At 67.4% G+C, this 21935-nt stretch carries 19 protein-coding genes; 6 read left to right on the top strand and 13 right to left on the bottom strand.

Going from position 1 to position 21935, the window contains the following annotated elements; translation table 11 throughout:
* The first annotated feature begins 6 nt into the window (after positions 1-6).
* The 3 genes from OG241_RS26420 to OG241_RS26410 all read left to right on the top strand — a co-directional run bounded on the left by OG241_RS26420 (position 7) and on the right by OG241_RS26410 (position 1636).
* Complete coding sequence (locus tag OG241_RS26420; RefSeq protein ID WP_405818518.1) at positions 7-444, top strand: ATP-binding protein; 438 nt, start codon at positions 7-9, stop codon at positions 442-444.
* Positions 441-656, top strand: coding sequence for a hypothetical protein (locus tag OG241_RS26415; protein ID WP_405818516.1), 216 nt, complete (start codon positions 441-443; stop codon positions 654-656). The genes OG241_RS26420 and OG241_RS26415 overlap by 4 nt, the downstream gene beginning before the upstream one ends.
* Before the next feature lie 332 nt (positions 657-988).
* A complete protein-coding gene (locus OG241_RS26410) occupies positions 989-1636 on the top strand; it encodes a Uma2 family endonuclease (protein ID WP_405818514.1) in 648 nt (215 codons plus the stop codon).
* A gap of 181 nt (positions 1637-1817) precedes the next feature.
* On the opposite strand, the gene OG241_RS26405 is transcribed toward OG241_RS26410, so the two are convergent.
* The 3 genes from OG241_RS26405 to OG241_RS26395 all read right to left on the bottom strand — a co-directional run bounded on the left by OG241_RS26405 (position 1818) and on the right by OG241_RS26395 (position 7809).
* A complete protein-coding gene (locus OG241_RS26405; protein ID WP_405818512.1) occupies positions 1818-3818 on the bottom strand; it encodes a PA14 domain-containing protein in 2001 nt (666 codons plus the stop codon).
* A gap of 38 nt (positions 3819-3856) precedes the next feature.
* On the bottom strand, positions 3857-5626 hold the full coding sequence (locus tag OG241_RS26400; protein WP_405818510.1) for a PA14 domain-containing protein: 1770 nt from the start codon (positions 5624-5626) through the stop codon (positions 3857-3859).
* A gap of 158 nt (positions 5627-5784) precedes the next feature.
* Positions 5785-7809, bottom strand: a complete 2025-nt coding sequence (locus OG241_RS26395; RefSeq protein WP_405818508.1) for a PA14 domain-containing protein — start codon at positions 7807-7809, stop codon at positions 5785-5787.
* Positions 7810-8179: 370 nt separating this feature from the next.
* On the opposite strand from OG241_RS26395, the gene OG241_RS26390 reads away from it, so the two are divergent.
* Positions 8180-9316, top strand: a complete 1137-nt coding sequence (locus OG241_RS26390; RefSeq protein ID WP_405818506.1) for a sugar ABC transporter substrate-binding protein — start codon at positions 8180-8182, stop codon at positions 9314-9316.
* Between the two features lie 146 nt (positions 9317-9462).
* On the opposite strand, the gene OG241_RS26385 is transcribed toward OG241_RS26390, so the two are convergent.
* The 5 genes from OG241_RS26385 to OG241_RS26365 all read right to left on the bottom strand — a co-directional run bounded on the left by OG241_RS26385 (position 9463) and on the right by OG241_RS26365 (position 14254).
* On the bottom strand, positions 9463-10305 hold the full coding sequence (locus OG241_RS26385; RefSeq protein ID WP_405826431.1) for a transglutaminase domain-containing protein: 843 nt from the start codon (positions 10303-10305) through the stop codon (positions 9463-9465).
* A 68-nt stretch (positions 10306-10373) separates the two neighbouring features.
* Positions 10374-11315 (bottom strand): alpha-E domain-containing protein, encoded by a 942-nt coding sequence (locus tag OG241_RS26380; protein ID WP_405818504.1) that lies wholly within the window; start codon positions 11313-11315, stop codon positions 10374-10376.
* Positions 11312-12859, bottom strand: a complete 1548-nt coding sequence (locus tag OG241_RS26375) for a circularly permuted type 2 ATP-grasp protein (RefSeq protein WP_405818502.1) — start codon at positions 12857-12859, stop codon at positions 11312-11314. Before OG241_RS26375 ends, OG241_RS26380 begins: the two co-directional genes overlap by 4 nt.
* Before the next feature lie 328 nt (positions 12860-13187).
* Positions 13188-13388, bottom strand: coding sequence for a DUF397 domain-containing protein (locus tag OG241_RS26370; RefSeq protein ID WP_330289805.1), 201 nt, complete (start codon positions 13386-13388; stop codon positions 13188-13190).
* The gene (locus tag OG241_RS26365) at positions 13385-14254 is read right to left on the bottom strand and encodes a helix-turn-helix domain-containing protein (protein WP_405818500.1); all 870 of its coding nucleotides are present in this window, start codon (positions 14252-14254) and stop codon (positions 13385-13387) included. The genes OG241_RS26370 and OG241_RS26365 overlap by 4 nt, the downstream gene beginning before the upstream one ends.
* Positions 14255-14442: 188 nt before the next feature.
* Between OG241_RS26365 and OG241_RS26360 the strand changes: the two genes are divergently transcribed.
* Complete coding sequence (locus tag OG241_RS26360) at positions 14443-14880, top strand: ATP-binding protein (RefSeq protein WP_405818498.1); 438 nt, start codon at positions 14443-14445, stop codon at positions 14878-14880.
* Between the two features lie 1040 nt (positions 14881-15920).
* On the opposite strand, the gene OG241_RS26355 is transcribed toward OG241_RS26360, so the two are convergent.
* The 3 genes from OG241_RS26355 to OG241_RS26345 all read right to left on the bottom strand — a co-directional run bounded on the left by OG241_RS26355 (position 15921) and on the right by OG241_RS26345 (position 18454).
* On the bottom strand, positions 15921-16523 hold the full coding sequence (locus tag OG241_RS26355) for a DUF418 domain-containing protein (protein ID WP_405818496.1): 603 nt from the start codon (positions 16521-16523) through the stop codon (positions 15921-15923).
* Between the two features lie 17 nt (positions 16524-16540).
* Positions 16541-17944, bottom strand: a complete 1404-nt coding sequence (locus OG241_RS26350) for a VanZ family protein (protein WP_405818494.1) — start codon at positions 17942-17944, stop codon at positions 16541-16543.
* A 90-nt stretch (positions 17945-18034) separates the two neighbouring features.
* Positions 18035-18454, bottom strand: a complete 420-nt coding sequence (locus OG241_RS26345) for a hypothetical protein (RefSeq protein WP_405818492.1) — start codon at positions 18452-18454, stop codon at positions 18035-18037.
* 334 nt (positions 18455-18788) lie between these two features.
* Between OG241_RS26345 and OG241_RS26340 the strand changes: the two genes are divergently transcribed.
* Positions 18789-19925: a LuxR C-terminal-related transcriptional regulator gene (locus tag OG241_RS26340; protein WP_405818490.1), complete on the top strand. Its 1137-nt coding sequence runs from the start codon at positions 18789-18791 to the stop codon at positions 19923-19925.
* On the opposite strand, the gene OG241_RS26335 is transcribed toward OG241_RS26340, so the two are convergent.
* Together OG241_RS26335 and OG241_RS26330 are read right to left on the bottom strand one after the other, a co-directional pair.
* Entirely contained in the window at positions 19849-20865 is a 1017-nt protein-coding gene (locus tag OG241_RS26335; RefSeq protein WP_405818488.1) for a LuxR C-terminal-related transcriptional regulator, read from the bottom strand. The genes OG241_RS26340 and OG241_RS26335 overlap by 77 nt on opposite strands.
* A 37-nt stretch (positions 20866-20902) precedes the next feature.
* Complete coding sequence (locus OG241_RS26330; RefSeq protein ID WP_405818486.1) at positions 20903-21886, bottom strand: helix-turn-helix transcriptional regulator; 984 nt, start codon at positions 21884-21886, stop codon at positions 20903-20905.
* Positions 21887-21935 lie beyond the last annotated feature (49 nt).

Raw genomic sequence — 21935 nt, 5'->3', positions numbered from 1 at the left:
TGTGCCATGCCCACAAGAGCCCTGCCGACAGGAACCGCACCGCTGACCGCGACGCACCGGTTCCCCCGACACCGCCGCAGCGTGGGCCGCGCCCGCGCGGCTCTCCGTCACCAGCTCGCCATATGGCACATCGGCGACGCCGAACTCACCGACTCCGCAGTCCTGTTGCTCTCCGAGCTGACCACCAACGCCGTGAACGCCCCGACAACCCCTGGCCGGGAGATCGGCGTCCGGTTCGAGTTGACCGGCGCCACGCTGCGCCTTGAGGTCTCCGACGCGAGTGACGAGCAACCGGGCTTGCGGCACGTGGCGGCCGACGACGAGTCGGGGCGGGGGCTGGTGCTGGTGGAGGCTCTGGCCGATGCATGGGGCGTCGAACCGCGCGACACGGTCGGCAAGGTCGTATGGGCGCTCCTGCTGCTGCCCGAAGGGAGCACGCCGTGACGGAGACCGCAGCCACGCTCCCGGCCCCGGACAGGTGTGGGACCGTACGCGCCTCCCTGTTCTACGGCGCCCCGATCCTCAGCGAAGTGGGCTCCTGCGTACGGGAGTCCGGGCACCCCGGAGACCACCGGGACGCTCGCGGAGGTACCTGGTACCTGATCCCGCTCGTGCCCATCCTGCCTCTGTCCGGAGAGGGGGATGGAGTGGAGTGATGTCCCACCGCACAGCCGCAGGACGCCCCGAATCCTGCGCGTGGGCACTGACCCTCATGGTCATGTCCGGGGCCGCGATTCTGCTCGTCCTCGACGTTCTGGAGGCAGTCCGGTAACAGCGGATCCTGGCCCTGGGGCCAGGATCCGGTCCAGAGAGCAGCTCGGCGAATCCCCGGGACTCCTGGTCGTGCAGGACGGCGGATCGTTCCGCCCTCGCTCCGTCGGGTGATCCGGGGGTGAATCCCCTGGTCAGCCGAACAATCGTACCTAGCGTGATCGTGTTGCTTGTGCCCCAAGGACGCCAAGCCCACACTTGAGGAGGAGGTGCCGCCATGACCGCTCTTGCGCACGAGAGGCCCGAGACCATGTCCGAGTCCCAGGCTGAATTCGCGAACGAACCCAACCTGGACGAGGTCGTGTGGCAGGCATGGAAGGCCATGGAACTCCCCGAGGGCTACCGCGCTGAGATCATCGAGGGAGTCATCGAGGTGTCGCCCACTGGACGTTTTTCGCACGCCCAGGTTGTCAATCGCCTGCGCGATGCACTGGCGATCTTTCTCCAGGACAGTGAGTACGGCGCCTGGAACGACACGAATGTGATCCATCCGAACAGGGCGTGGATTCCGGACGGGTTCGTGGCTCCTCGGGACGGTGAATCGATCGAGACGGAGGATGACCTTGGCATCAACGCGTCAGCGGTTCACGTGGTGATCGAAGTCGTCTCCCCCGGGAAGCGCAACCAGGATCGCGACCGAGTGCGCAAGCGTCGTGAGTACGCCCGTGCCGGAATCCCCGTGTACGTGATCATCGACGACTACGACAACCACGGAACGGTGAGCATTTTGACGGCTCCCGTGCCTGAACACGCCCGCTACGAGGACGAACACCGTGTGCCGTACGGCACCGAGGCGCTCGTCCCGGAGGGGCCGGCCAAGGGATTCGTCATCGGTGAGGCGATCACGGGGCCGAAGAGGAGCTGAGGAGCGTCCTGGCCGGTTCACACTCCGTTCGGTGGGAGTTGGTGTGCTGCGGCAGTGAATCAGCAGACCGGTGCCTGATGGCTCGACGACCTATGGGGTCGTCGGTGATGACTCCCAGCGACGGGCAGGCCCGGAAGCGGAAAGCCTCCGGGCCCGCCCGTGCATTCCAGGTTCGTGCCTGTCAGTCCTCTTCCTCTTCCGGCGCCATGGCTACAAAGTCGCCGCCGGGAGCGGATTCGGTTCCGTCGGCGTATATGGCGGTTACCCAGTAAAAGTAGGTTGTGCCCTCCTTGACCGGAAAGTCATCGTACGAGGAGTAAGGGGCTGGGACGGTGCCCAGCTGTTCGTACGCGCCCGCACCCGGGTTCCAGCGGTACACCCGGTACCCGGTTGCGCCGGGCACGTCGTCCCACCGCAGATCGACTTCCTCATCGAATACCGAGGGTATTGCGTTCAGCGTTACGGGCGAGTCCTCAGGAGTAGCGACGGACGGCATCAGATCCAGCGTGGCCACGACGACCGTGTTCGCCTTGCCGGTCTGCAGGTAACCGGAGTTGTCCGAGGTGTCGATGGCATCTACGAAGTAGCAGAACCGGTCGCCGTTCGGCATGGGCACGTCTCTGTACTGAGAGGTGTTGGTGTCGAGACGCGCGTATTGGACGGCTGAGCAGACCTGGCTGCCTTGCCCGTCACTGGTGATCTTGCCCCGGTAGAGGATGTACCGCATCAGGTCCGGCGCGTCGCTGTCGTTCCAGTCCAGGATGGTGCCGTATTCCGTCGCCTTGGCGGTCAGGCCCGTGATGGGTGCGGGCGGCGTCAGATCCTCGGTCTCCTTGGTGACGGTGACGGTCGCGCTGGCGACGGACTCGTCGTATGTGCTGTCGAACGCCTTCACGACGTAGTGATACGTCGCGCCTGGGGCTGTGGACCAGTCGGTGCAGGTGTACTGCCTGCGGCCGTCAGCGAGGATTTTTCCCCTGGTGTCACAACTGATCGGCTCGACGCTGGTGTCCACGGGGAGCGTCGTCGAGCGGTAGACGTTGTGGCCCCAGTAGTCGCCGGGGTCCTTGGGCACGATCCAGGTGAGGATTGTCTTGCCCGGTGGTGTCTTCAGGTCGGTCGGCGCGGCCACGAGGCGGCGTACCTCGGCTGTCTCGGCTATCCCTGACGTGGTGCCATCGGAGCCCTTGGCCATCACCTGGTAACTCCAGTAGACCGATCGCTTCACGGTGTTGTCGGTGAAGGACGGTCCGGTGACCGTATATGCGGACTCGTCCGAGCGCCGCACGATATAGCTCACGGCGCCGGGGACGGGTTTCCAGGTCAGCTGGATTCCCTTGTCGGTGCCCGTGGCTGCGAGACCGGTGGGCGTGGTCAGCTGGACAGTGGTGACGGCCTGGTCCGCGCTGCCCGCCGAGACATTGCCGGCCTTGTCGACGGCGCGGACCTCGTAGGCGTAGCCCGCCCCGGTGGCCGGCGGAACGTCGGTGTACGCGGTGGACTTCGTACTGCCCATCTTCGCCCAGTGGGTGCCGTTCGCGTAACGGCGGTAGACGCGGTACTCCGCGAGGTCCATCTCCGTGTTCTTGGACCAGGTGAGCTTGGCCTTGCCGGTGGTCGTGTCATATGCGACAGAGGCGCCGGCCGGGGTGAGGGGCTTGACCTTGTCGACAGCGGCGGCGGTCCGGGGTGCGTAGGCGAAGCTGACGTTGGCGGAGCCGGTCCAGTTGACGTAGTCGACGCGAAGCGTGTGCTTGCCGGAGGGGATCGTGACGTTGACGGTCTTCCGCACTGTCGACGACACGTTCTTCCATACGTCGACCTTGCGACTGCCGTCGAGGTACACACGTACCCCGTCCTGGACGGCGATGGGCAGAGCGAAGGGGCCGCCGGAGCCGAAGTCCCGGGTCACGGTCCAGCGGACGGAGAAGTTGTCCTTCGGGAGGCCGGTGGCGGGGGCTTTGGCGCCCCAGTTCTCGGCGATGGTGGTGTCGCAGTCGGTCTTCTTCGGGGTGCCGGAGAAGGTGGTGTTCGCGAAGAACTGCCGCTTGTAGACGGGGGAGTTGCAGGTCACCGTGGCCGCCGAGGCGGCCGGAGCGGTGGCGACGGCGAGGAGGCTGCCGGCGGTGGCGAGCGCTACGGCGGTCGCGGTCGTGGCGGTCGTGCGTCCGGTGATGTTCATACGGGGTTGTGGTTGCTCTTTCTGCGTCAGGTGCGTCGTCAGTTCGCGGGGGTCGTGACCGTCCAGGCGCCCGCAGGCACGGACTCGGTGCCGTCTGCGGCCAGGGTGGTCACCCAGTAGAAGGACGTGGTGCCGCGCGGGGCACTGGTGTCGTAGTACTCGGTGACATCGCTGTCGGTGTCCGCGATCTGCTCGTATGCCGCAGTGGTGGGGTTCCAGCGGTGGACGCGATAGCCGGACGTCTCCTGAGCGGTGGAACTCCAGGACCAGTCGAGGTGGTTCCCTTCGTCGCCCTCGGCACCCGTCACAGTCAGTTCCAGCGGAGAACCCTCGGGCGTGGTCACGCCCGGCCTCATGTCGAGCTCGGTGACGAACGCGGCGTTGCCGTCCCCCGTCCATTTGAAGGAAGAGTTGCCGAAGTCGTCGACGGCGTCGACCAGGAAGCAGCCCTTCTCGCCGTCCAGCAGACCGGTGTAAAAGTAGGAGTCCGAGGTGGTGGTGTACGTGTACGAGGTCTTGTCGCCCGGCAGGTACTCCTCAACCACACTCAGGTAGCAGTTCTCCGTACCGTCCTCGTCGTAGTCGGCCATCGCGCCCCGGTAGAGCCGGTACCACCTGAGGTCCTCGGCCGGATTCGCGTCCCAGTCCAGCTCGAAGCCGTACTCGGTCGGGGTGACACTCACGCCGGTGACGGCGGGCGGCGGGACGTCGTCCAAGAGGCGGCCCATCACGGACGTGGACCGCGCGGACTCGTTCCCCGCCGCGTCGACAGCCGTCACAAGGTAGTAGTACCTCACCCTCTCCACTGCCGAGGCGTCCACGTACGAGAGCCCGGTGGTGCTGCCGATCCTCGTGTACGTGCCGGGCTCGTAGCCGTTCACCTCGGGTGCCCGGTACACCACGTACGACATCGCGCCCTCGACCGTGCTCCAGCCGAAACGCATTCCCTTCGACACCGTGGAACTGACCAGTGCCACGTCCTGGGGCACGCCCGGGGCGACACGGTCCACGGTGGTGACGGCCAGGTCCGCCGTACCGGCCGACTCGTTGCCCGCCTTGTCGTACGCGCGGATCTCGTAGGCGAACTTCTCCCCGGTCAAGGGGAGTGTGGTGTCCGTGTACGTGGTCGCTGTGGTCGTCACGACGGGCTTGGGGCCGAAGGAACCGCTGTCGGCGCGCTGATAGACGCGGTAGCCCGCGAGGTCCATCTCGTTGTTCTTCGCCCAGGTGAGCCTGGCCTTGCCCGTCGTCTTGTCGTACGTGACGGTGGGCGCCGTCGGGGCGAGGGGCTTGACCTTGTCGACCGCCGCCGAAGTGCGGGGCGTGTAGGTGAAGTTGACGTTCGCGTTGCCCGTCCAGGCGGCGTAGTCGACGCGCAGGGTGTGCTTGCCCGACGGGATCGTGAGGTCGACCGTCTTCTTCTGGGTCGTCGTGACGTTCTTCCACACGTTGACCTTGACCGCGCCGTCCAGGTACACCCGGATGCCGTCCTGCGCGGCTGCCGTGAAGGTGAACGGCCCACCCGATCCGAAGTCCCGCGTCACCGTCCACCGCATCCCGAAGTTGTCCTTCGGGAGGCCGGTGGCCGGGGCCTTGGCGCCCCAGTTCTCGGCGATGGTGGTGTCGCAGTCCGTCTTCTTCGGGGTGCCCGAGAAGGTCGTGTTCGCGTAGAACTGCCGCTTGTAGACGGGGGAGTTGCACGTCGTCGCGGCGGAGGCGGCCGGGGTCGCGAGGCTGAGCAGCGTGCCGGCGGTGGTGAGCACGAGGGCGGTGGTGGCTGCCTGCGTCGTGCGTCTGGCTGGGTTCAAGGCGGTCCTTCGGGGCCTGATCGTCAACGGCCGTGAAGTGGGCCGTTGACGATCAGGACTCGCGAAGGTGTGAATTGGTTGTACGGGTGGTGTGAGTTTGTTCGAAAGGTAAGAGCGGGGCGGGTGGGGGGTATGGGGTGCGAGGGGGACTGTCGGGTTCAGCCCACCTTGAACCGGATCGTGGCCGCCGGGCCCGTCCGGCCGCCGTAGTAGTCCACCGCCCGTACCTCGAAGGTGTACGTGCCGGAAGCCGGGGGCGTCCAGGTCATGGTCGCGTCCGGGGTTCTCGTGTAGCCGCTGTCCCCGGTGAACCTGTACTCGTAGCCGGAGATCAGCCGGTCCGGGGCCGGAGTCAGGGTCACGGTGAGCGGAGTGCTCGAACCGCCGTGCGCCACGCAGTCGTTGGCCGTGCACTCCGTGTACGGGGCGGACAGGGTCATCGTCGGCGGCGCGGGCGCGGTGGTCGTGGCCGGGGTTTCCCTGGTCACCGTGACGATTCCCGTGGGGGTCGACTCGTTGCCGTGCTGGTCGAGGGCGACCAGGTAGTACGAGGCGCGGCCGATCGGGGCCGCGGTGTCGGCGTAGCGGACGAACGTCAGCCCGTTCCGGGTGTACAGCGTCCAGTCGTCGTCGCCCTCGCTGATCTGCGTCCAGGCGTCGTTCGTACCCGTGCGGCGGTAGACCCGGTAGCCGGAGGGGATGTTGTCCGTCGGGTAGTCCCAGTCGAGCTCGGTGTCGCTGTCGCGGAGGATGCCCCCCAGGTTCGCGGGCACCGCCGATTCGCCGGGCGCGGGGCGGGTCGCGGTCACCGATTCCGACACCGGGGAGATGTTCCCGTAGGCGTCGATCGCCTGGATCGTGTACGTGACCGGGACGCCGGCTTCGGCCTGGGCGTCGTTGAACGACGGCCTCGTCGCGATGTCAGGGCCGTCGGGGTCGGCCTGGCCGGCGGTGGACGCCCACACCTCGTAGCGCTCCACGTCGGGCGAGGACGGCTGCCAGCGGACCGCGTTGCCCGCCGTCGTGCCCTGTGCCGTCAGGCCCGTGACCTGGTCGGGCGCGGTGGTGTCGGGCACCCCGGGGTCGACGGTCGCGGACGGGACGGACTCGTTGTCGTACTTGTCGACGGCCGTGACCCGGTAGTACGAGCGCTGCCTGATGTCGCCCGTGTTGTCGTAGACGAAGGTGTCGCCGATCGCCCAGTTGATCCGGGTGTACGGGCCCTGCGGCGCGCTCGCCCGGTAGACGCTGTAGGAGAACGCGTCGGCGACGGGGTTCCAGTCGAGGCGGAGGTTGGACGTCACCACGGTCACCTTGACCCCGGTGACCTGCGCCGGAGCTGTCTTGTCGACGGTCGTCGCGGTGACGTCGGCGCTGCCTGCCGACTGGTTGCCGGCCTTGTCGTACGCGCGTATCTCATAGGCGTACGTCTGGCCCGTCATCGGGACTGTCGAGTCCGTGTACGTGGTGGCGGTGGCGGGGGTCGTCGCGAGAGGGGCGCCGAACGGGCTTCCGCTCAGGCTGCGGTAGATCCGGTACCCCGCGAGGTCCATCTCCCTGTTCTTCGCCCAGGTGAGTTTCGCCTTGCCGGTCGTGCTGTCGTACGTGACGGTGGGTGTCGTCGGGGTGAGCGGCTTGACCTTGTCGACGGTGGCCGAAGTGCGGGGCGTGTAGGCGAGGTTGACGTTCGCGTTGCCGGTGAAGTTGGCGTAGTCGACGCGCAGGGTGTGCTTGCCGGAGGGGATGGTGACGTCGACCGTCTTCTTCTGGGTCGTCGTGACGTTCTTCCAGAGGTTGATCCGGACCTTGCCGTCGAGGTACACGCGGATGCCGTCCTGCGCGGCGGCGGTGAGGGCGAAGGGGCCGCCCGAGCCGAAGTCCCGTGTCACCGTCCAGCGGACGGAGAAGTTGTCCTTCGGGAGGCCGGTCGCGGGCGCCCCGGCGCCCCAGTTCTCGGCGACGGTGGTGTCGCAGTCCGTCTTCTTCGGGGTGCCGGAGAAGGTGGTGTTCGCGTAGACCTGGCGCTTGTAGGTGGGGGACGCGCACGTCACCGTGGCCGCCGAGGCCGGGACGGCGGCGACGGCGACCGCGGTGAGCAGTCCGCCGGCGGTGGCGAGCACCACAGCGGTCGCGGCGGTGGCCCTCACGGGACCCGCGGCCGTCGTACGTCTGGCTGAGATCATTCGGTCCTTCGCATCCTTCGCGTCCTCGTATGCGTGGAACGGCGGAATCCGGCCGTCGGTGATCAGGACTCGTCAGGGATGCGCCCGGTTGTACGGATCTTGGCCAGGACTCGGTAAAGGCCTCCGCCCCTGCGGGCCGGGCACGTGATGGAGGGTGTGCGAAGGCCTTCTGTGCGGGCTTCCGCCACTCCTTCACCTAGGCAACGGAGTGTGATGTTGACCTCCGGATGAGTAGTACCGCTTGACGCCTGCGGGGTCCCCCGCGTTGTCTTTTCAGACACATGGGCCGCACTGCAGCGTCCACGTCCCAAAAGCACCTGAAGTGAGCGCCCGAATGTTTCGTCTGCCTGGTCCGGTTGGTCCGATTCACATGAGTCGCGTTGGTCGAGTGGCTCGTTTTCGTCGTTCCGCCATAGCCGTGGCCGCCTCCGCGGTCACAGTCTCCCTCGCCGCCGGTTGCGGCGTACTCAACGCCAGTGGCGAAGCCGGTGAGTCGACCCCGACCAAGGGCAACGACATCACGGTGGGGCTGCTCCTTCCGGAGACGGCGAACACTCGGTACGACAAGTTCGACTACCCGATCATCAAGAACAAGGTCGCGTCGCTCACCAACGGCGAGGGCCGGGTCGAGTACGCCAACGCGGGCGCGGACGCCGACAAGCAGGCCCAGCAGCTGCAGAAGATGGTCGACGACAAGGTCGACGTCCTGCTCCTCGACGCGGTGGACGCGCACGCCATCGCCGGCGAGGTGAAGAAGGCCAAGGACGCGGGGATTCCGGTCATCGCGTACGACCGGCTGGCCGAGGGCCCCATCGACGCGTACATCTCCTTCGACAACGAACTCGTCGGCGAGGTGCAGGGACGTTCCCTCCTGGAGGCGCTCGGCGGTGACGTCGACGTGGCGAAGAAGATCGTCATGATGAACGGGTCGGTGACCGACCCGAACGCCGCACAGTTCAAGGAGGGCGCCCTCTCCGAGCTGAACGGCAAGGTGACGATCGCGCAGTCCTTCGACACCAAGGACTGGAAGCCGGAGAACGCCCAGGCGAACATGACGAAGGCGATCGGCATCATCGGCAAGGACGACATCGCCGCCGTCTACTCCGCGAACGACGGTATGGCGGGCGGCATCATCAAGGCCCTGGAGGCCGCGGGCGTCACCAAGCTGCCGCCGATCACCGGGCAGGACGCCGAGCTGGCCGCCGTGCAGCGGATCATCAACGGCGAGCAGTACATGAGCGTCTACAAGTCGTACCCGCAGGAGGCCGAGACGGCCGCCGAGATGGCCGTCGCCCGCATCCAGGGCCGCGACATCCAGTTCGACGCCCTCACCCGGGACAAGGTCGACAGCCCCACGAACAAGGACATCCCGGCCCAGCTGGTGAGCGTCGTCGCGCTGACGAAGGACAACATCAAGAGCACGGTCGTCGAGGACGGCATCTACAAGATCTCCGACATCTGCACGCCGAAGCTCGACGGCGACTGCGCGGCCCTCGGGCTGAAGTAGCCGCCCGTACCGCCGGGTGCCGCACGTACCGCTTGTGCCGTCTGTATCTCCCGTACGGCTCGTACGCGCCCGTGCCTCCCGTCGCAACGGGCGCGTACCCCGGGGCACCGACCCGCCCCGGGGTACGCGCGTCCGTAGGGGACGTTTCAGGCCACCCGCGTGAACTCCACCGTCACCTCCGGCAGCCCCCCGGCCACTCCCCGGTACACGCCCTTGTGCGGTGTCACGTCGTCGTAGTCGCGCCCCCGGCCGACCACCACGTGGGACTCGTCGGCGCGGGTCCGGTTCGTCGGGTCGTAGCCGCACCAGTCGCCCGCCCAGTACTCCACCCAGGCATGGGACTGGCCCTCCACCGAGCGGTGGAGTTCCGCCTCCCGCTCGGGGTGGAGATAGCCGGAGACATAGCGGGTGGGCAGGCCCAGGCCCCGCAGCAGCGCGATCGTCACATGGGCGATGTCCTGGCAGACGCCCGCGCCCTGCTCCCACGCCTCCGCCGCCGACGTGGTCACGCCCGTCGTGCCGGGCAGGTACGACACCCGGTCCGCGACCAGCGCCGACACCGCCGTCGCCGTCTCGTGCGGGTCGAGACCCACGGCGACCTCCCGCGCCCGCGCCACCAGCTCGGGCGGCATCGTCGTCCGTCCCGTCGCCGTCGCGTACTCCAGCAGACGGGAGTTGGCCGTCCGGTCGGCGATATCCGCCCAGCTCGGCGCGGTATCCAGGGGGCCCGGCGGGGCGGTCTCCACCAGGCTCTGGGCGGTGATCGTCAGGTCGGCGTGCGGATCCATCAGGTCGAAACCGGTGACCTGGGTGCCCCAGTAGTCCCAGTACGACCAGGTCGGCGTCGTCGGGTTCACGGTGACCCGGGCGTCCAGCGTCGTCTGGCCGGGGAGCGTCAGCGGGGTCATCCGGACCTCGTTGTGCGAGGAGATCACGGCCTGCGCGTACGCGACACGGGTGATGTGCCGGATACGGAGCCGACGGGTCATCGGCGCGTTCGCAGGCATGATGCTCGTCCCGCCGCTCGTCCCGTTCCCTGGGTCATTGCTGCTGCCGCTCATACTGCTCGCGCTCCTTCCTGGGCCCACTCCACGGGCCCCTGGTACGGGAAGAACCTCTCCGCGACCGCCTCCGCCGACGCCATGCAGGCCGTCTGCAAGTCCTGCAGCAGCACCGGGAGTTGGTCCTCCATGGCCTGAGAGTCCAGATACTCCAGGCGGGTCCGCAGCCGGCCGATCGGACGGCGGGCCGGGTCCTGACGCGGACGGCCGAGCGCCGCGAGGCACTCCTCGGCGGTGGTGAGGGCGTGCAGCGCCGAGCGCGGGAAGTCCCGGTCCAGGAGCAGGAATTCGGCCACTCTCGGGGTGTCGCCGAAACCGCTGTACACCCGGGCGTACGCCTCGTCGGCGCCGCTGGCGCTCAGCAGCGTCGGCCAGTCGGGGGCGTGGGCGGCGTCCAACACCCGTACCGACAGCAGCCGTACGGTCATGTCCACCCGCTCCAGGCTGCGTCCCAGGACGACGAAACGCCAGCTGTCGTCCCGGCTCATGGTGGAGTCCGCGAGACCGAAGAAGAGGGCGGATCTGCGCCGGACCAGCTCCAAGTAGGCGTACGGGCCCGTGCGTCGGGCCGCCAGGCGCTGGTCGGCGAGCGCGTGCCAGGTGGAGTTGAGGCACTCCCACATCTCCGAGGAGACGGCCTCGCGGGCGCTTCGGGCGTTGAGCCGGGCCGCCCCGAGCGCGCCCTCGATCGCGCACGTCGAGCGGGCGTCGAAGGCGAGCTGGTCCAACACCTGCTGCATGTCCACGGGTTGGCCGCCCGCGTCGACACCCAGGATCGCGTACAGGGAGCGGCAGGCCGCGTCCTCGTCGCGCCAGGGGTCCTCGAGGAGGCGGTGCAGATAGGCGTCCAGGATGCGGCTGGTGGCGTCGGCCCGCTCGACGTAACGGCCCGTCCACGTCAGGGCCTCGGCTATCCGGGAGAGGATCACGTCGTTCACTGCTGCTGCGCCCCTTCCTGTACGAGGGTGAGGTTGCCGTCGGGCCCGTGCTGACGCGGGGCGACCTCGGGCGGTGTGCCGGCCGGCGGTACGGGGTCCGGGGTCTCGGTGGGCCCCTCGGCGAGCACCCAGGTGTCCTTGGAGCCGCCGCCCTGACTGGAGTTGACGATCAGGTTGCCCTCCTGGAGGGCGACGCGGGTCAGCCCGCCCGGCAGGACCCAGACGTCGGTGCCGTCGTTCACGGCGAAGGGGCGCAGGTCGATGTGGCGCGGCGCCATCCGCTCGCCGGCCAGGGTGGGGGAGGTGGAGAGGGCGACGGGCCGCTGCGCGATCCAGCCGCGCGGATCGGCGGCCACCGCGGCCCGGCACTTCTCCAGGGTCTCCCGGTCGGCCTTGGGCCCGATGACGATGCCCTGGCCGCCGGCGCCGTCGACCGGCTTGATGACCAGCTGGTCGATCTGGTCGAGCACGGCGTCCAACTGGCCGGGCTCGTCCGGACGGAACGACTCCACGTTCGGAAGAATCGGTTCCTCAGAGAGGTAGTACCGGATCAGATCGGGTACGTAGGTGTACAGCAGCTTGTCGTCCGCGATGCCGTTGCCGACCGCGTTGGCGAGGGTGACGGTGCCCGACTGGGCGGCGCTCAGGATGCCGGGGCAGCCGATCACCGAGTCGGGCCGGAAATGGAGCGGGTCGAGGAAGTCGTCGTCCAGCCGTCGGTATACGACATGGACGGGTACCTCACCGCGCGTGGTGCGCATCCACACCCGGTTCTTACGGCACACCAGATCGTGCCCCTCGACCAGCTGCACGCCCATCAGCCGGGCCAGCAGCGCGTGTTCGAAGTAGGCGGCGTTGGAGGGGCCCGGGGTGAGGACGACCACCCGGGGATCGACGGCCCCGTCCGGCGCGGCGGCCCGCAGCGCGGCCAGCAGGCGCTGCGCGTAGCCGTCGACGGGGACGACGTGCTGCTCGGCGAAGAGGGACGGGAAGACGCGGGTCATCGCCCGCCGGTTCTCGATGACGTACGACACCCCGGACGGCACCCGGACGTTGTCCTCAAGGACCCGGAAGTCCCCGGCCTCGTCCCGGACGAGATCGATGCCGGCGACATGGACACGTACCCCGCCCGGCGGCTCGATGCCCTGGGCGGCCCGGTGGAAGTGCGGCGAGCTGAGCAGCAGCCGCCAGGGCACGACACCGTCCTCGAAGGCCCGGCAGTGCCCGTAGGCGTCCGCGAGATAGGCCTCCAGGGCCCGCACCCGCTGGGAGACCCCGCGCTGGATCAGATCCCACTCCAGCGCGTCGAGAATCCTCGGTACGAGGTCCAGCGGCCAGGGTCTTTCCTCACCCGCGAAGGCGTAGGTCACCCCGCGGTCGGTGAACGCCCGGGCCATCTGGTCGGCCCGGAAGCGCAGTTCGGTCGGCTCGATGGGCTGGAGCGCCGCCAGTACCGGCTCATAGGCGGTCCTGACCTCACCCGGCCGCACAAACATCTCGTCCCACGCGTCGGCCAACGCGTATGCGTCAAATATGTCCGCCATGACCTGACGGTAGGGGCGGGACGTAACGGGACGATCTCCGAGTGGTTTCCGGGAGCTCACGCGAAAGTTGGGGTACGCGCTTTCACTCCGGCGTACGTCCTGGGTCTCTCCGGCGTACCTCTGTTCGTGCCGCGTCGGACATTCGGACATGCCGATGGCCCCGGCCCGATGGGGCCATCCCGCCGGGGCCGCTTCAGGCGTTCCCCCGTGCGCCGGTGGCGCCCCTTGGGCGAGCCCTTGTCAGGTCACGAAGGCCTTGCGGCACAGTGAGGCGCCCCCGGCCCGGACGGTTCCGGACAAGAGGCGCCTTGCGACTGCGGAGCGAGCCTCAGTGATCAAACTCTCCGTCCTTCGCCCCCATCAGGAAGGCGCTCCACTCCGCACAGTTGAAGAACAGGACCGGCCCTGTGGTGTCCTTGCTGTCCCGTACCGCGCGGCCGTCCCCAACCGACACGGCAACCTCAATACAGGCGCCCTCTTGCTGTGAGTACGACGACTTCCGGAAGGGGGCAACAACTTTAGGGGTCACGATGAAGTTTCCTCTATTTTGCGCAGATTGTCCCGGATGAGCTTTTCGCTCTGACCCGGTGCCAGCGCCGACGATCGTAGTTGGTCAAAAGCGTTTGCGTAAGCCGCCAGATCCTCTTGGCCCTCCAGGACTGATGCCCCTCGAAGGTTGTCGAGTGTCACGGCTTCCACGATCGGTTCCGTGCCGAAGGCAAAGGATGAGAACACGGAGATTGCCCCCGCCAGGGTGCCCGAGCCTTGAGGGAGAACCTGAATGGTTACGTTCTGCCTTCCGCCAACTTCGAGAATGTGAGAAAGCTGCTCGTGGTGAATGCCGGTACTCACCAAGGGGTGAGTGATCACTGGCTCCCAGACGATGGCCGTGTAGGTTGCCCCGCCCTCTTCAATCTTCGCCTGTCGCGCCACGCGAACCTTGACCAGTTGGGGTACGCGTTCCGGGTCGATGTAATTTGGCCCGGAGGTAAAGACGGATTCCGCGTAGGTAGACGTTTGCAGTAGCCCCGGAAAAAGAGCTGGACCCCACTCTTGAATGTAAGTGGCGTCATCTTCCAGCGAAATGTGATCGATATGATCCTCTCGCAGGTGCGCCGAGTGTTCGAGCCACCACCCGCGATGCTTGGAACGCTTCGCCAAGTCCTCAAGCCTATTGCGGACTTGCGGATCAGCTACGCCGTATGCGCTCAACAGCGCCCGAATCTCAATGACGCGCGCTGTCACAAGCCCGCTCTCGATGCGGCTGACGCGAGTTGGGTGCACTCCGAGCACATCCGCGGCCTGCGGCTGGTCGAGCTTGGCGGCCTGCCGGTACCTCCTGAGCGTGGCGCCGAGTCGCCTGCTGCGCACGGTCGGCCGTCCCCCTGTGGGCATCGCGCTTCCCCTCTCCTGTGACAGCTGTCATCGGGCTCCACTGTAGGGCCTGTGGGCGCAGCAGGGAGAAAGTTGCAAGTCTTGCGATTTTGATTCAGTTGCGGATTGGCACGTCTAGGACCTAACCTCAGAGTGCACGCACCGCTACACGGTGCGATCTTGACTATGCGTCAGGGGGTACAGCCGTCATGCCCACCGCTGTTACAACACACCAGCACAGAGACACGTTTCACGTCCCGAAACGCAAGCAGAGCGTGCCGGACGCACGGTCACAGGTACGGAAGATCCTCAGCGACTGGGGCATCAACGGCGAGCTCGCCTCCGACGTTGCCGCCGTCTCAACTGAGCTGGTGAGCAACGCCGTTCAGCACTGCCGGGTGACGTACGCACGGATCGAGGTCACTCTCTGCATCCGGGGTGATGGCTTGCTGGTCGAGGTGTCGGACCCCGACAGGGGCAGGATTCCGGCGCTCTGCCTGGGAGACGACCAAGGAGAGGGCGGGCGGGGGTTGGTCCTGGTCGCCGGCCTGGCTGAGCACTGGGGGCACGAGCTGCGAACGTTCACCAAATGCGTATGGGCCACGTTCCCCATCCCCGAGGGGGGCCGTGTACCGGCTGACGCATAACGGCGAGACCGAGGAGTACGCCTCGCACGCGTAGGTGATACGCGTACTGGCCGGGGCGGTCCGTGACAGGTCCGAGGCTCCCCGCATCCCCCGTGCACATGGCTGGTCGAGCCTCCACAGGCGCCCAGGTGCAACTACACATCTGGGCGCCTGCGTTCAAACAGCGCCCCAACACGGCATGCAGCGCCGTTGCGGGGCAAGCGTCAACAGCTAATGAGACAAGGGCCATCGACGATGAAAAACCTTACCGTTTGGCTGGCCGCATTGCTGCGGCTCTTACTGCCGAGCCCTTCGTGCGAGGGAGACGGACACGCGGGCCGGACGTTCGACCTCGCCCAGGCGCCCAGGCGCCCCGACCCGTATGTGATGCGCCTGCCCGACCCCCGTGATGCTCGTTGGCGCCGATGGTCGGCCAGAGCGCAAGCGCGCATGTTCGGGCCGGACCCGTTACCGATCCTCGCGGAGGAGTGGGAGCGCTGGGGCGACGGGGGCGGACGGCAGGGACCCCACTACCCGTACAACGGGCCGTCGAACGGATGGCGCCCTTCGGGGACCCACACGACCCGACACGACCGTACGTCGATGTGCTGACCGGAAGGGCACCGAGCATGACCAAGGACCCCCGGGACAAAGTGACCCCGATCCACTTGCCGGACGAGGCGGAATGGATCGCGTGGGCCAAACACGTACGGAAGTGCGCGAAGGAATGCCGCACTCTGGGACGTGACTGTCCGGAAGCCGTCGTTCTACGGGCAGCCCTACAGCGTGCGCGCGACGCTGCCGCGGTGACGGACGCCGAGATGCCGTACCCGCTCGCTTCATCTCCGCCGGTGGGGACCTCGCAGGGTGAGTAGTCACGTGTCCGGCAGCTCACATGAGGCCGGGCGCCTCGTGGTACGGCAGGTGAGACTTCATCACCTCGCGGGGCGACCGCGCAGCCGTTCTTCCCGGCGACCGGTGGTAAGCGTTCCCGGCGGTACGTGATCCGTGATCCTGGCGGTATGTGATCCCGGCGGGTGAATCCCCCGTCGGGACGCTTGTCATGATCGGGCACGACCACCTGGGAGTCGCGCCCGGATGAGCGCACGGAGCAGCCACTCGGTGGGGCCCTGGCGGAATCGCCGGAGCCACGCTGCGCTGACGGCGAGTTGGACGACGTACACGAGGCATGCCAGCACCACCACCGTGGCCGCGCCCGTACGTCCGTACAGGGAGAGTCCGTATGCCGTGGCCACGACGGTCATGACCACGGACTGTGTCAGATAGTTCGTCAGCGCCAAGCGGCCCGCCGGGGTGAGCAGTCTCTCGGTCCGCTCTCCCCACGAGGAGCGCAGCAGGAGGAGGAGTGCGGAGGCGTATGCGGCTGACAGAGCCGGAGCCGTCAGCATCCCCCCGTCGAGCCCCAGAGACTGCCATCTTTCGTCCAGCGGTCCCTGTGAGGCGGCGGCGGAGAAGACGGCACCGGGGACTCCCAGTGCCAGTCCTGCGGCGGTGATCCTTATCAGCTGGGAGCGGCTCGTGGCGTTCCGGGCGAGGAGGCGGGTTTTGCCCGTGGCCAGTCCCAGGAGGAATGCGTGGAAGCCGGCGAAGGGGAGCTTCCTGGCGACCGCCGGGGGCGAACTCGTCACGGTCCAGGATCGCAACACGCCGATGGTGGGCGTCAGCTGGCTTTGAGAGGCTGCCCGGCTGCGTCGTATACCTGCCCAGTCACGGCGCTCACGCGGTACATCTCAACCGCTGCCTGCTCCTGTGAATCATCGCTCTTTCCGTTGCTAGGCCATGTCACGTTCACAAGCCAGTTCGGCTGCCAATCACCGTCTTGCTCGACCGCTTTTACAGTAACTGCTTTGGTATGGAATTCTGCGCCAGCGTTTCCATTGGCTTGGAGTTGTGCCGCTACCGCCTTGTTTACTGCTTTTTCGGCCTGCCCGGCGTCAAGCTTGGCTTCGGGAAGCTTTGCCCGGGTCGGACCAAGGGTGACGTCAATCTGAGATACACGCCCGGCCCTGTCTACCTGGACGTCCAGCATCCTGGGCATCAGAACGTCGTTGTGAGTCCATCTCCAGTTCGTAATCCAGCCAAGTTCGGCCTTTGTGCCCACAGCGGACGTTTCGCTCATGGTCGCACCCAGCGCCCACGGATACTGTCGCTGGGCGTACGACTTCGCAATTCGAGAGGCTGCTGCATCGGTAGACGGGGCTTTCGCGCCGCCCACCGGGTATCCCATGGCAGTGGGCCGGTCGCTGTTCTCCAGCTGTACATTCAGGTGCTTCTTGTCCGGCCAGGAAAGGCTGCCGGTACCGAAGTCTTCGGAGTGCCCCGCTTCACGGCTGTGCAGGATGAAGATGATGTTGGTGCATGGGGAGTCGCCACACGGCTGCTCGTACTGCTTGCCGATCTTGTATCGGTCACCGAACGCCTCCTTGACGGCGCCCTCAACGGCCTGCTTCTGGCCGGAACTTGCGTCGGCGAGGCTGCTGCCATCCACGTTCGTGAAGGCGAGCATCGGACGCGCCACTCCCGAGCCCAGGAGGACCAGCGCCGCGAAAGTGATCAGAGCGCCCTTAATGCCTGCCTGCCAGGCGAGCGAGTGGCGGATTGTAAGCACAACCGCGACAACGGTGAGCCCAATCAACCCGCCGATGATGTTCATCTCGGCGTCCGAGCTGTCACACACGCGCCCCAGGCCGTTGACGGTGGCCTGGGTGAACTCGATGGCCAGGGGCAGCGCGATGACACCGACCAGGACAGGCAGCGGGCGGCGGATGGCCAGGAGCGCGCAGGCGCTGACGGGCACCATCATGGCGAGGTTCCACAACCCTTGCGTGGTGTGGAAGGGCTCGGCGAACCGATGGTTGAGGACGCACACACCGCTGGCCGAGCTGCCGCCCATGAAAGTGACGCCGAGGACGCCGGTGAGAGTGAAGGCGAGCCCGGACCACCATGCCCCGTGAGGGTTCCCCCGCTTGCGGGCGAGCATCCATGCTGCGCCGCCGAGAACGAGGCCGATCAATGTGCACGCGGCCAGATAGCCGACATGGTGCTGAAATATGGCGGAAAACACGGCGCGGTTCCTTGCGTGGTCATGTCGAGGAAGGCGGGACCGGGCGAGGGACGGCCCCGCCTTGGTAGACGGGGCCTGTGGGGCTCTGGTTCAGCAGTGCGAGGCCGGCGTCTGGTACGCGCCGCCGCTGTAGCTGAGCAGGCCTATCATGCTCGAGCAGTAGGCGCTGGCCCCCAGCGACCACGTCGACCTCTTTGTCTGGCCCACACTGATGGAGACGGCGCCGGCGTAGTGGGCGACCCCCGAGCGCGAGTAACCAAGCTTGGCGGAGATGGTAGATCCACCCGACTTGTAGTACTCGGCGCTGACGACGGTGACGCCGCCGTCCGAAGCCTGGTGGACGCCCAGAATGCCGTTGGACAGCGAGGTGCACCGCTCCGTCGGCTGGTTGATGACGGTGTAGCCAGAGCTGTCACAGTAGGTGAGGGCCGAGGCAGTCGGCGTACTGAACATCACAGATCCTGCTGCGATGGCAAGGGCGACGAGAGTGGCGTTGGCTCTGCGGTGCATGGAATCCCCATAGGTGTAGTGCGCATGTCAGCTCTCTTGCGTACGAAGAGTCTGGCGCAGGCGGAAAATGTTGTGAGTACCGGATCGCGCAGGACGTTCCCCCGTTTGCGCCGATGGCGCTCCCGTCACGCCCGTGGAAGCGCTTCCAACAATGGCCCCACGAGTAACGTCCCACCACCGTCAGCTTGTTGCAGTAGCACGGGCGGAGGAGGGTCGAAAGCCGGACATAGTAAGGGGATTGGGGGCGTGTGGTGGGCCGAGCGGTGTTGCGGACCACGTCCGGGCCGCGCATAGTTGCGCTGCAAAGTGCTGGATCCAGTGGTGGGACGGGGCGATGGCCGGGCACGGGACGGAGGAGCATCCGCACGGTGCTGACCGACTGTGCGAGGCCGGGGACCGCGTGTACTCCCAGGCCGTACGGCGGGGCCGTGTGCGGCGCCGGGACGCCGAGACGGTGCCGTGCCTGCTCGAACTCGCCCTGCTGCACCCCGACCCCGCCGACATGGCCTGGCTGGTGCCGACCTCCCCGCAGGAGGTCATGGCCAGGCTGCTGCGCGGCGTCTACGACGAGGTCAGCGCGAGCCAGCACCGCGTGGGCTCGGCGGTCGAGGCCTTCGAGCGGTACACCGCCCTGGGCGAACAGGGCCAGTCCTGCGGTGCGGGTTCCGGTTCCGGCGGGGGCTCCGGCTTCGGTTCCGGCTTCGGCTTCGGCGAGGGCACCGCCCTGCGTGTCCTGGACGGTCTCGCCCGCATCCAGACCGCGATGGACGCGGCGACCCAGGCGTGCACGACCGAGGTGCTCACCGTCCAGCCCGGCGGTATCCGCCGCGAGTACGAACTCTCGGAGGGCCTGCACCGGGCGCTCGAACTGCGCGAGCGCGGGGTGCGGATGCGCGGCCTGTACAACCATGTCGCCCGGCATGGACAGGGGCTGCTCAACTACCTCGAACTGGTGGGTGAGGCGGCCCAGGCGCGCACCCTCGACGAGGTGGTCGAGAGGCTGATCCTCTTCGACCGCACGGTGGCCTTCATCCCGGCGAACGCGGAGCGGACGGTCGCGCTGGAGATCCGCCACCCCGCGCTGGTGCAGTACCTCGTCACGGTCTTCGACCGCCTGTGGCGCCTGGCGATCCCGTTGACGGCCCCACTCCCCGATACGGGCATCGAGGGCATCTCGCACCGGGAGCGGTCGATTGCCGCGCTACTCGCGGAGGGTCACCAGGACGCGGTGGTCGCGGAGCGGCTGGGGATCAGCGTCCGTACCTGCCGGGCCCATATCGCCCGGCTCTCGGAGACGCTGGGGGCGGCGAGCCGGACACAGCTGGGGGTGCGGATTGCACAGGCGGGGCTGGACGGGGCGCCGGCCGTCGCCGAGCAGGGCGCCGACGCGACGCTCAGCCTTCCGGCGCCGACGGTTCCACCGGCGACTCCCGCCCCGGCTCCGGCTCCAGAATCCCCGACTGCCCGATGAGGTAACCGAGTTGGGCGCGGCTGTCGCTGCCGAGGGTGGTGGCGAGTTTGGCGATGTGGACGCGGGCGGTGCGGACGTTCAAGCCGAGGCGGGCCGCGATGACGGCGTCGGTGTGGCCCTCGACGAGGAGGGCGGCGATGGCCCGTTGGCGGGGGGTGACACCGTTGAGGGACGGGCGTTGGACGGCCTGGGGGTACATGGGGACGGCCAGGTGCCAGAAGCGCTCGAAGACGGTGACGAGGTACGTGACCAGGGCCGGTTGGCGGATTTCCAGGGCGAGCTTTTTGTCCTTGCCGGCGGGGATAAACGCTACGGTCCGGTCGACGACGATCAGCCGGTCGGTGACCTCGTCGAGGGTGCGGGCCTCGGCATCGCCTCGCAACTGTTCGTAGCGGGCGAGGACGGTGGGCGCATGGCGGAGAGTGGACTGGTAGAGGGTACGGATACGGCCACCTCTGTCGAGCAGGGCTTGGTCGCGGCCCAGAGAGGCATCCCGGTACTGGGGAGCTCGGTGGGTTCCGTTGGTGTAGGGCTGGATGGCGAGGAGTTCGTTGGAGGCGTCGGCCATGGCCCGGGAGATCGCGAGGTTGATCCGCTCGATGCCGCTCAGGACGCTGATCAGGGGTGTGCCGGTCCCAGAGTCCGGAACGTCGACGCGCATCAGCGGCTCGAAGGCCTCGGCCAGCACTGCTTCCTGCTGACGCCTCCTGGCCATGTCCTCTGCGCTCTCGCGCAGCAACCGGGAAAGGGCCACCGCGGGGGCCAGCGGGCGCAGTAGGCGCGGATCCTCGAGGTCGGGCCGGAGCAGCCCGAAGTCGATCAGGCAGGGGGTGCTCCCGGCCTCGTCCGGCGCGACGTGGCCGTCGCGGAGCGCGCGGACGTAGAGGTTCATACCTGCCTCGCACAGTTCCTCGGCCCCGTGCGGGTGCCGTGCGGTCACAGGTGACTCCCTTTGGCTCCATTGTGCTCAGCTGTGCTCAGTGTTCCTGGTCGAGGATCCCCGACTGCGCGATCAGGAACCCGAGCTGGGCGCGGCTGCCGCTGCCCAGGGCGGTGGCCAGCTTGGCGATGTGGGCGCGGCAGGTGCGTACGTTCATCCCGAGGCGGCGGGCGATGGCTTCGTCGACGTGGCCCTCGATGAGGAGCTTGGCGATGGAGTGCTGGATGTCGGTGATGCCGTCGGGCGCGGTTTCGTAGGGGGCGCCGGCGCTCAGCGGGACCGCGCGGTTCCACATGAATTCGAACACCTTGATGAGATAGCGGACCAGACCCGTGTGCCGCAGCTCCAGGGCGACCTGCCGGTCGTCGCGCACGGGGATGAAGGCAACCGTTTCGTCGCAGATGATGAGGCGCTCGACCAGCTCGTCGATCGTGCGGTATTCGACCTTGCCGTCGGTGAACTGGTCCACGTACGCGAGGCGCTCGGGGTTGTAGCGGGCAGTGTGCTGATAGAGGGTGCGCAGCTTCACACCACGTTCGATCAGCGGGCGGTCGCGCTCCAGCCCTTGGAGGAGACTGCGCTCCGGGCGGGCGCCACCCTGGCTGGGCTGGACGGTGAGCATCTCGGTCTGGCACTGGGCCGTGGCGAGGTTGAGAGCGGCGTTGATCCGGTCGTTGCCCTCCAGCACGGTGATCGCGTGCGTGCCCTCCGCCGGCTGGGCGGTGAGGGCCATGAACGGTTCGAACGAGTCAACCAGTTCGATCGAGTGCCTTCTGCGCTCGCTGATCTCGCGCTCTATGGGGTCCAGCCGCTGGGTAAGAGCCACCGACGGGGGTACCGGCCGCAGCCAGGTCGGGTCGTCGGGATCGGGCTGAAGGAGGGCGAACTCCATCAGACAGGGAGTGTTCGAAACTTCCGCGCGGGCGATGCGCCCGGTGCGCAAAGCGGCCGCATAAAGACGGCTTCCCTCCTCGCACAACGCGGTCACCCCGTGAGGATGTGTCGCTTTAGTCCCATTCATCGCCAAATCTCCACCCCCCAGGGTCCTGAACGTGCAGGAACATGATGCA

The organism is Streptomyces sp. NBC_01390 (assembly GCF_045040105.1).
Classification (GTDB): Bacteria; Actinomycetota; Actinomycetes; order Streptomycetales; family Streptomycetaceae; genus Streptomyces.
The sequence above is the reverse complement of the archived record's forward strand: the minus strand, read 5'-3'. Positions and strand labels throughout refer to the sequence as shown.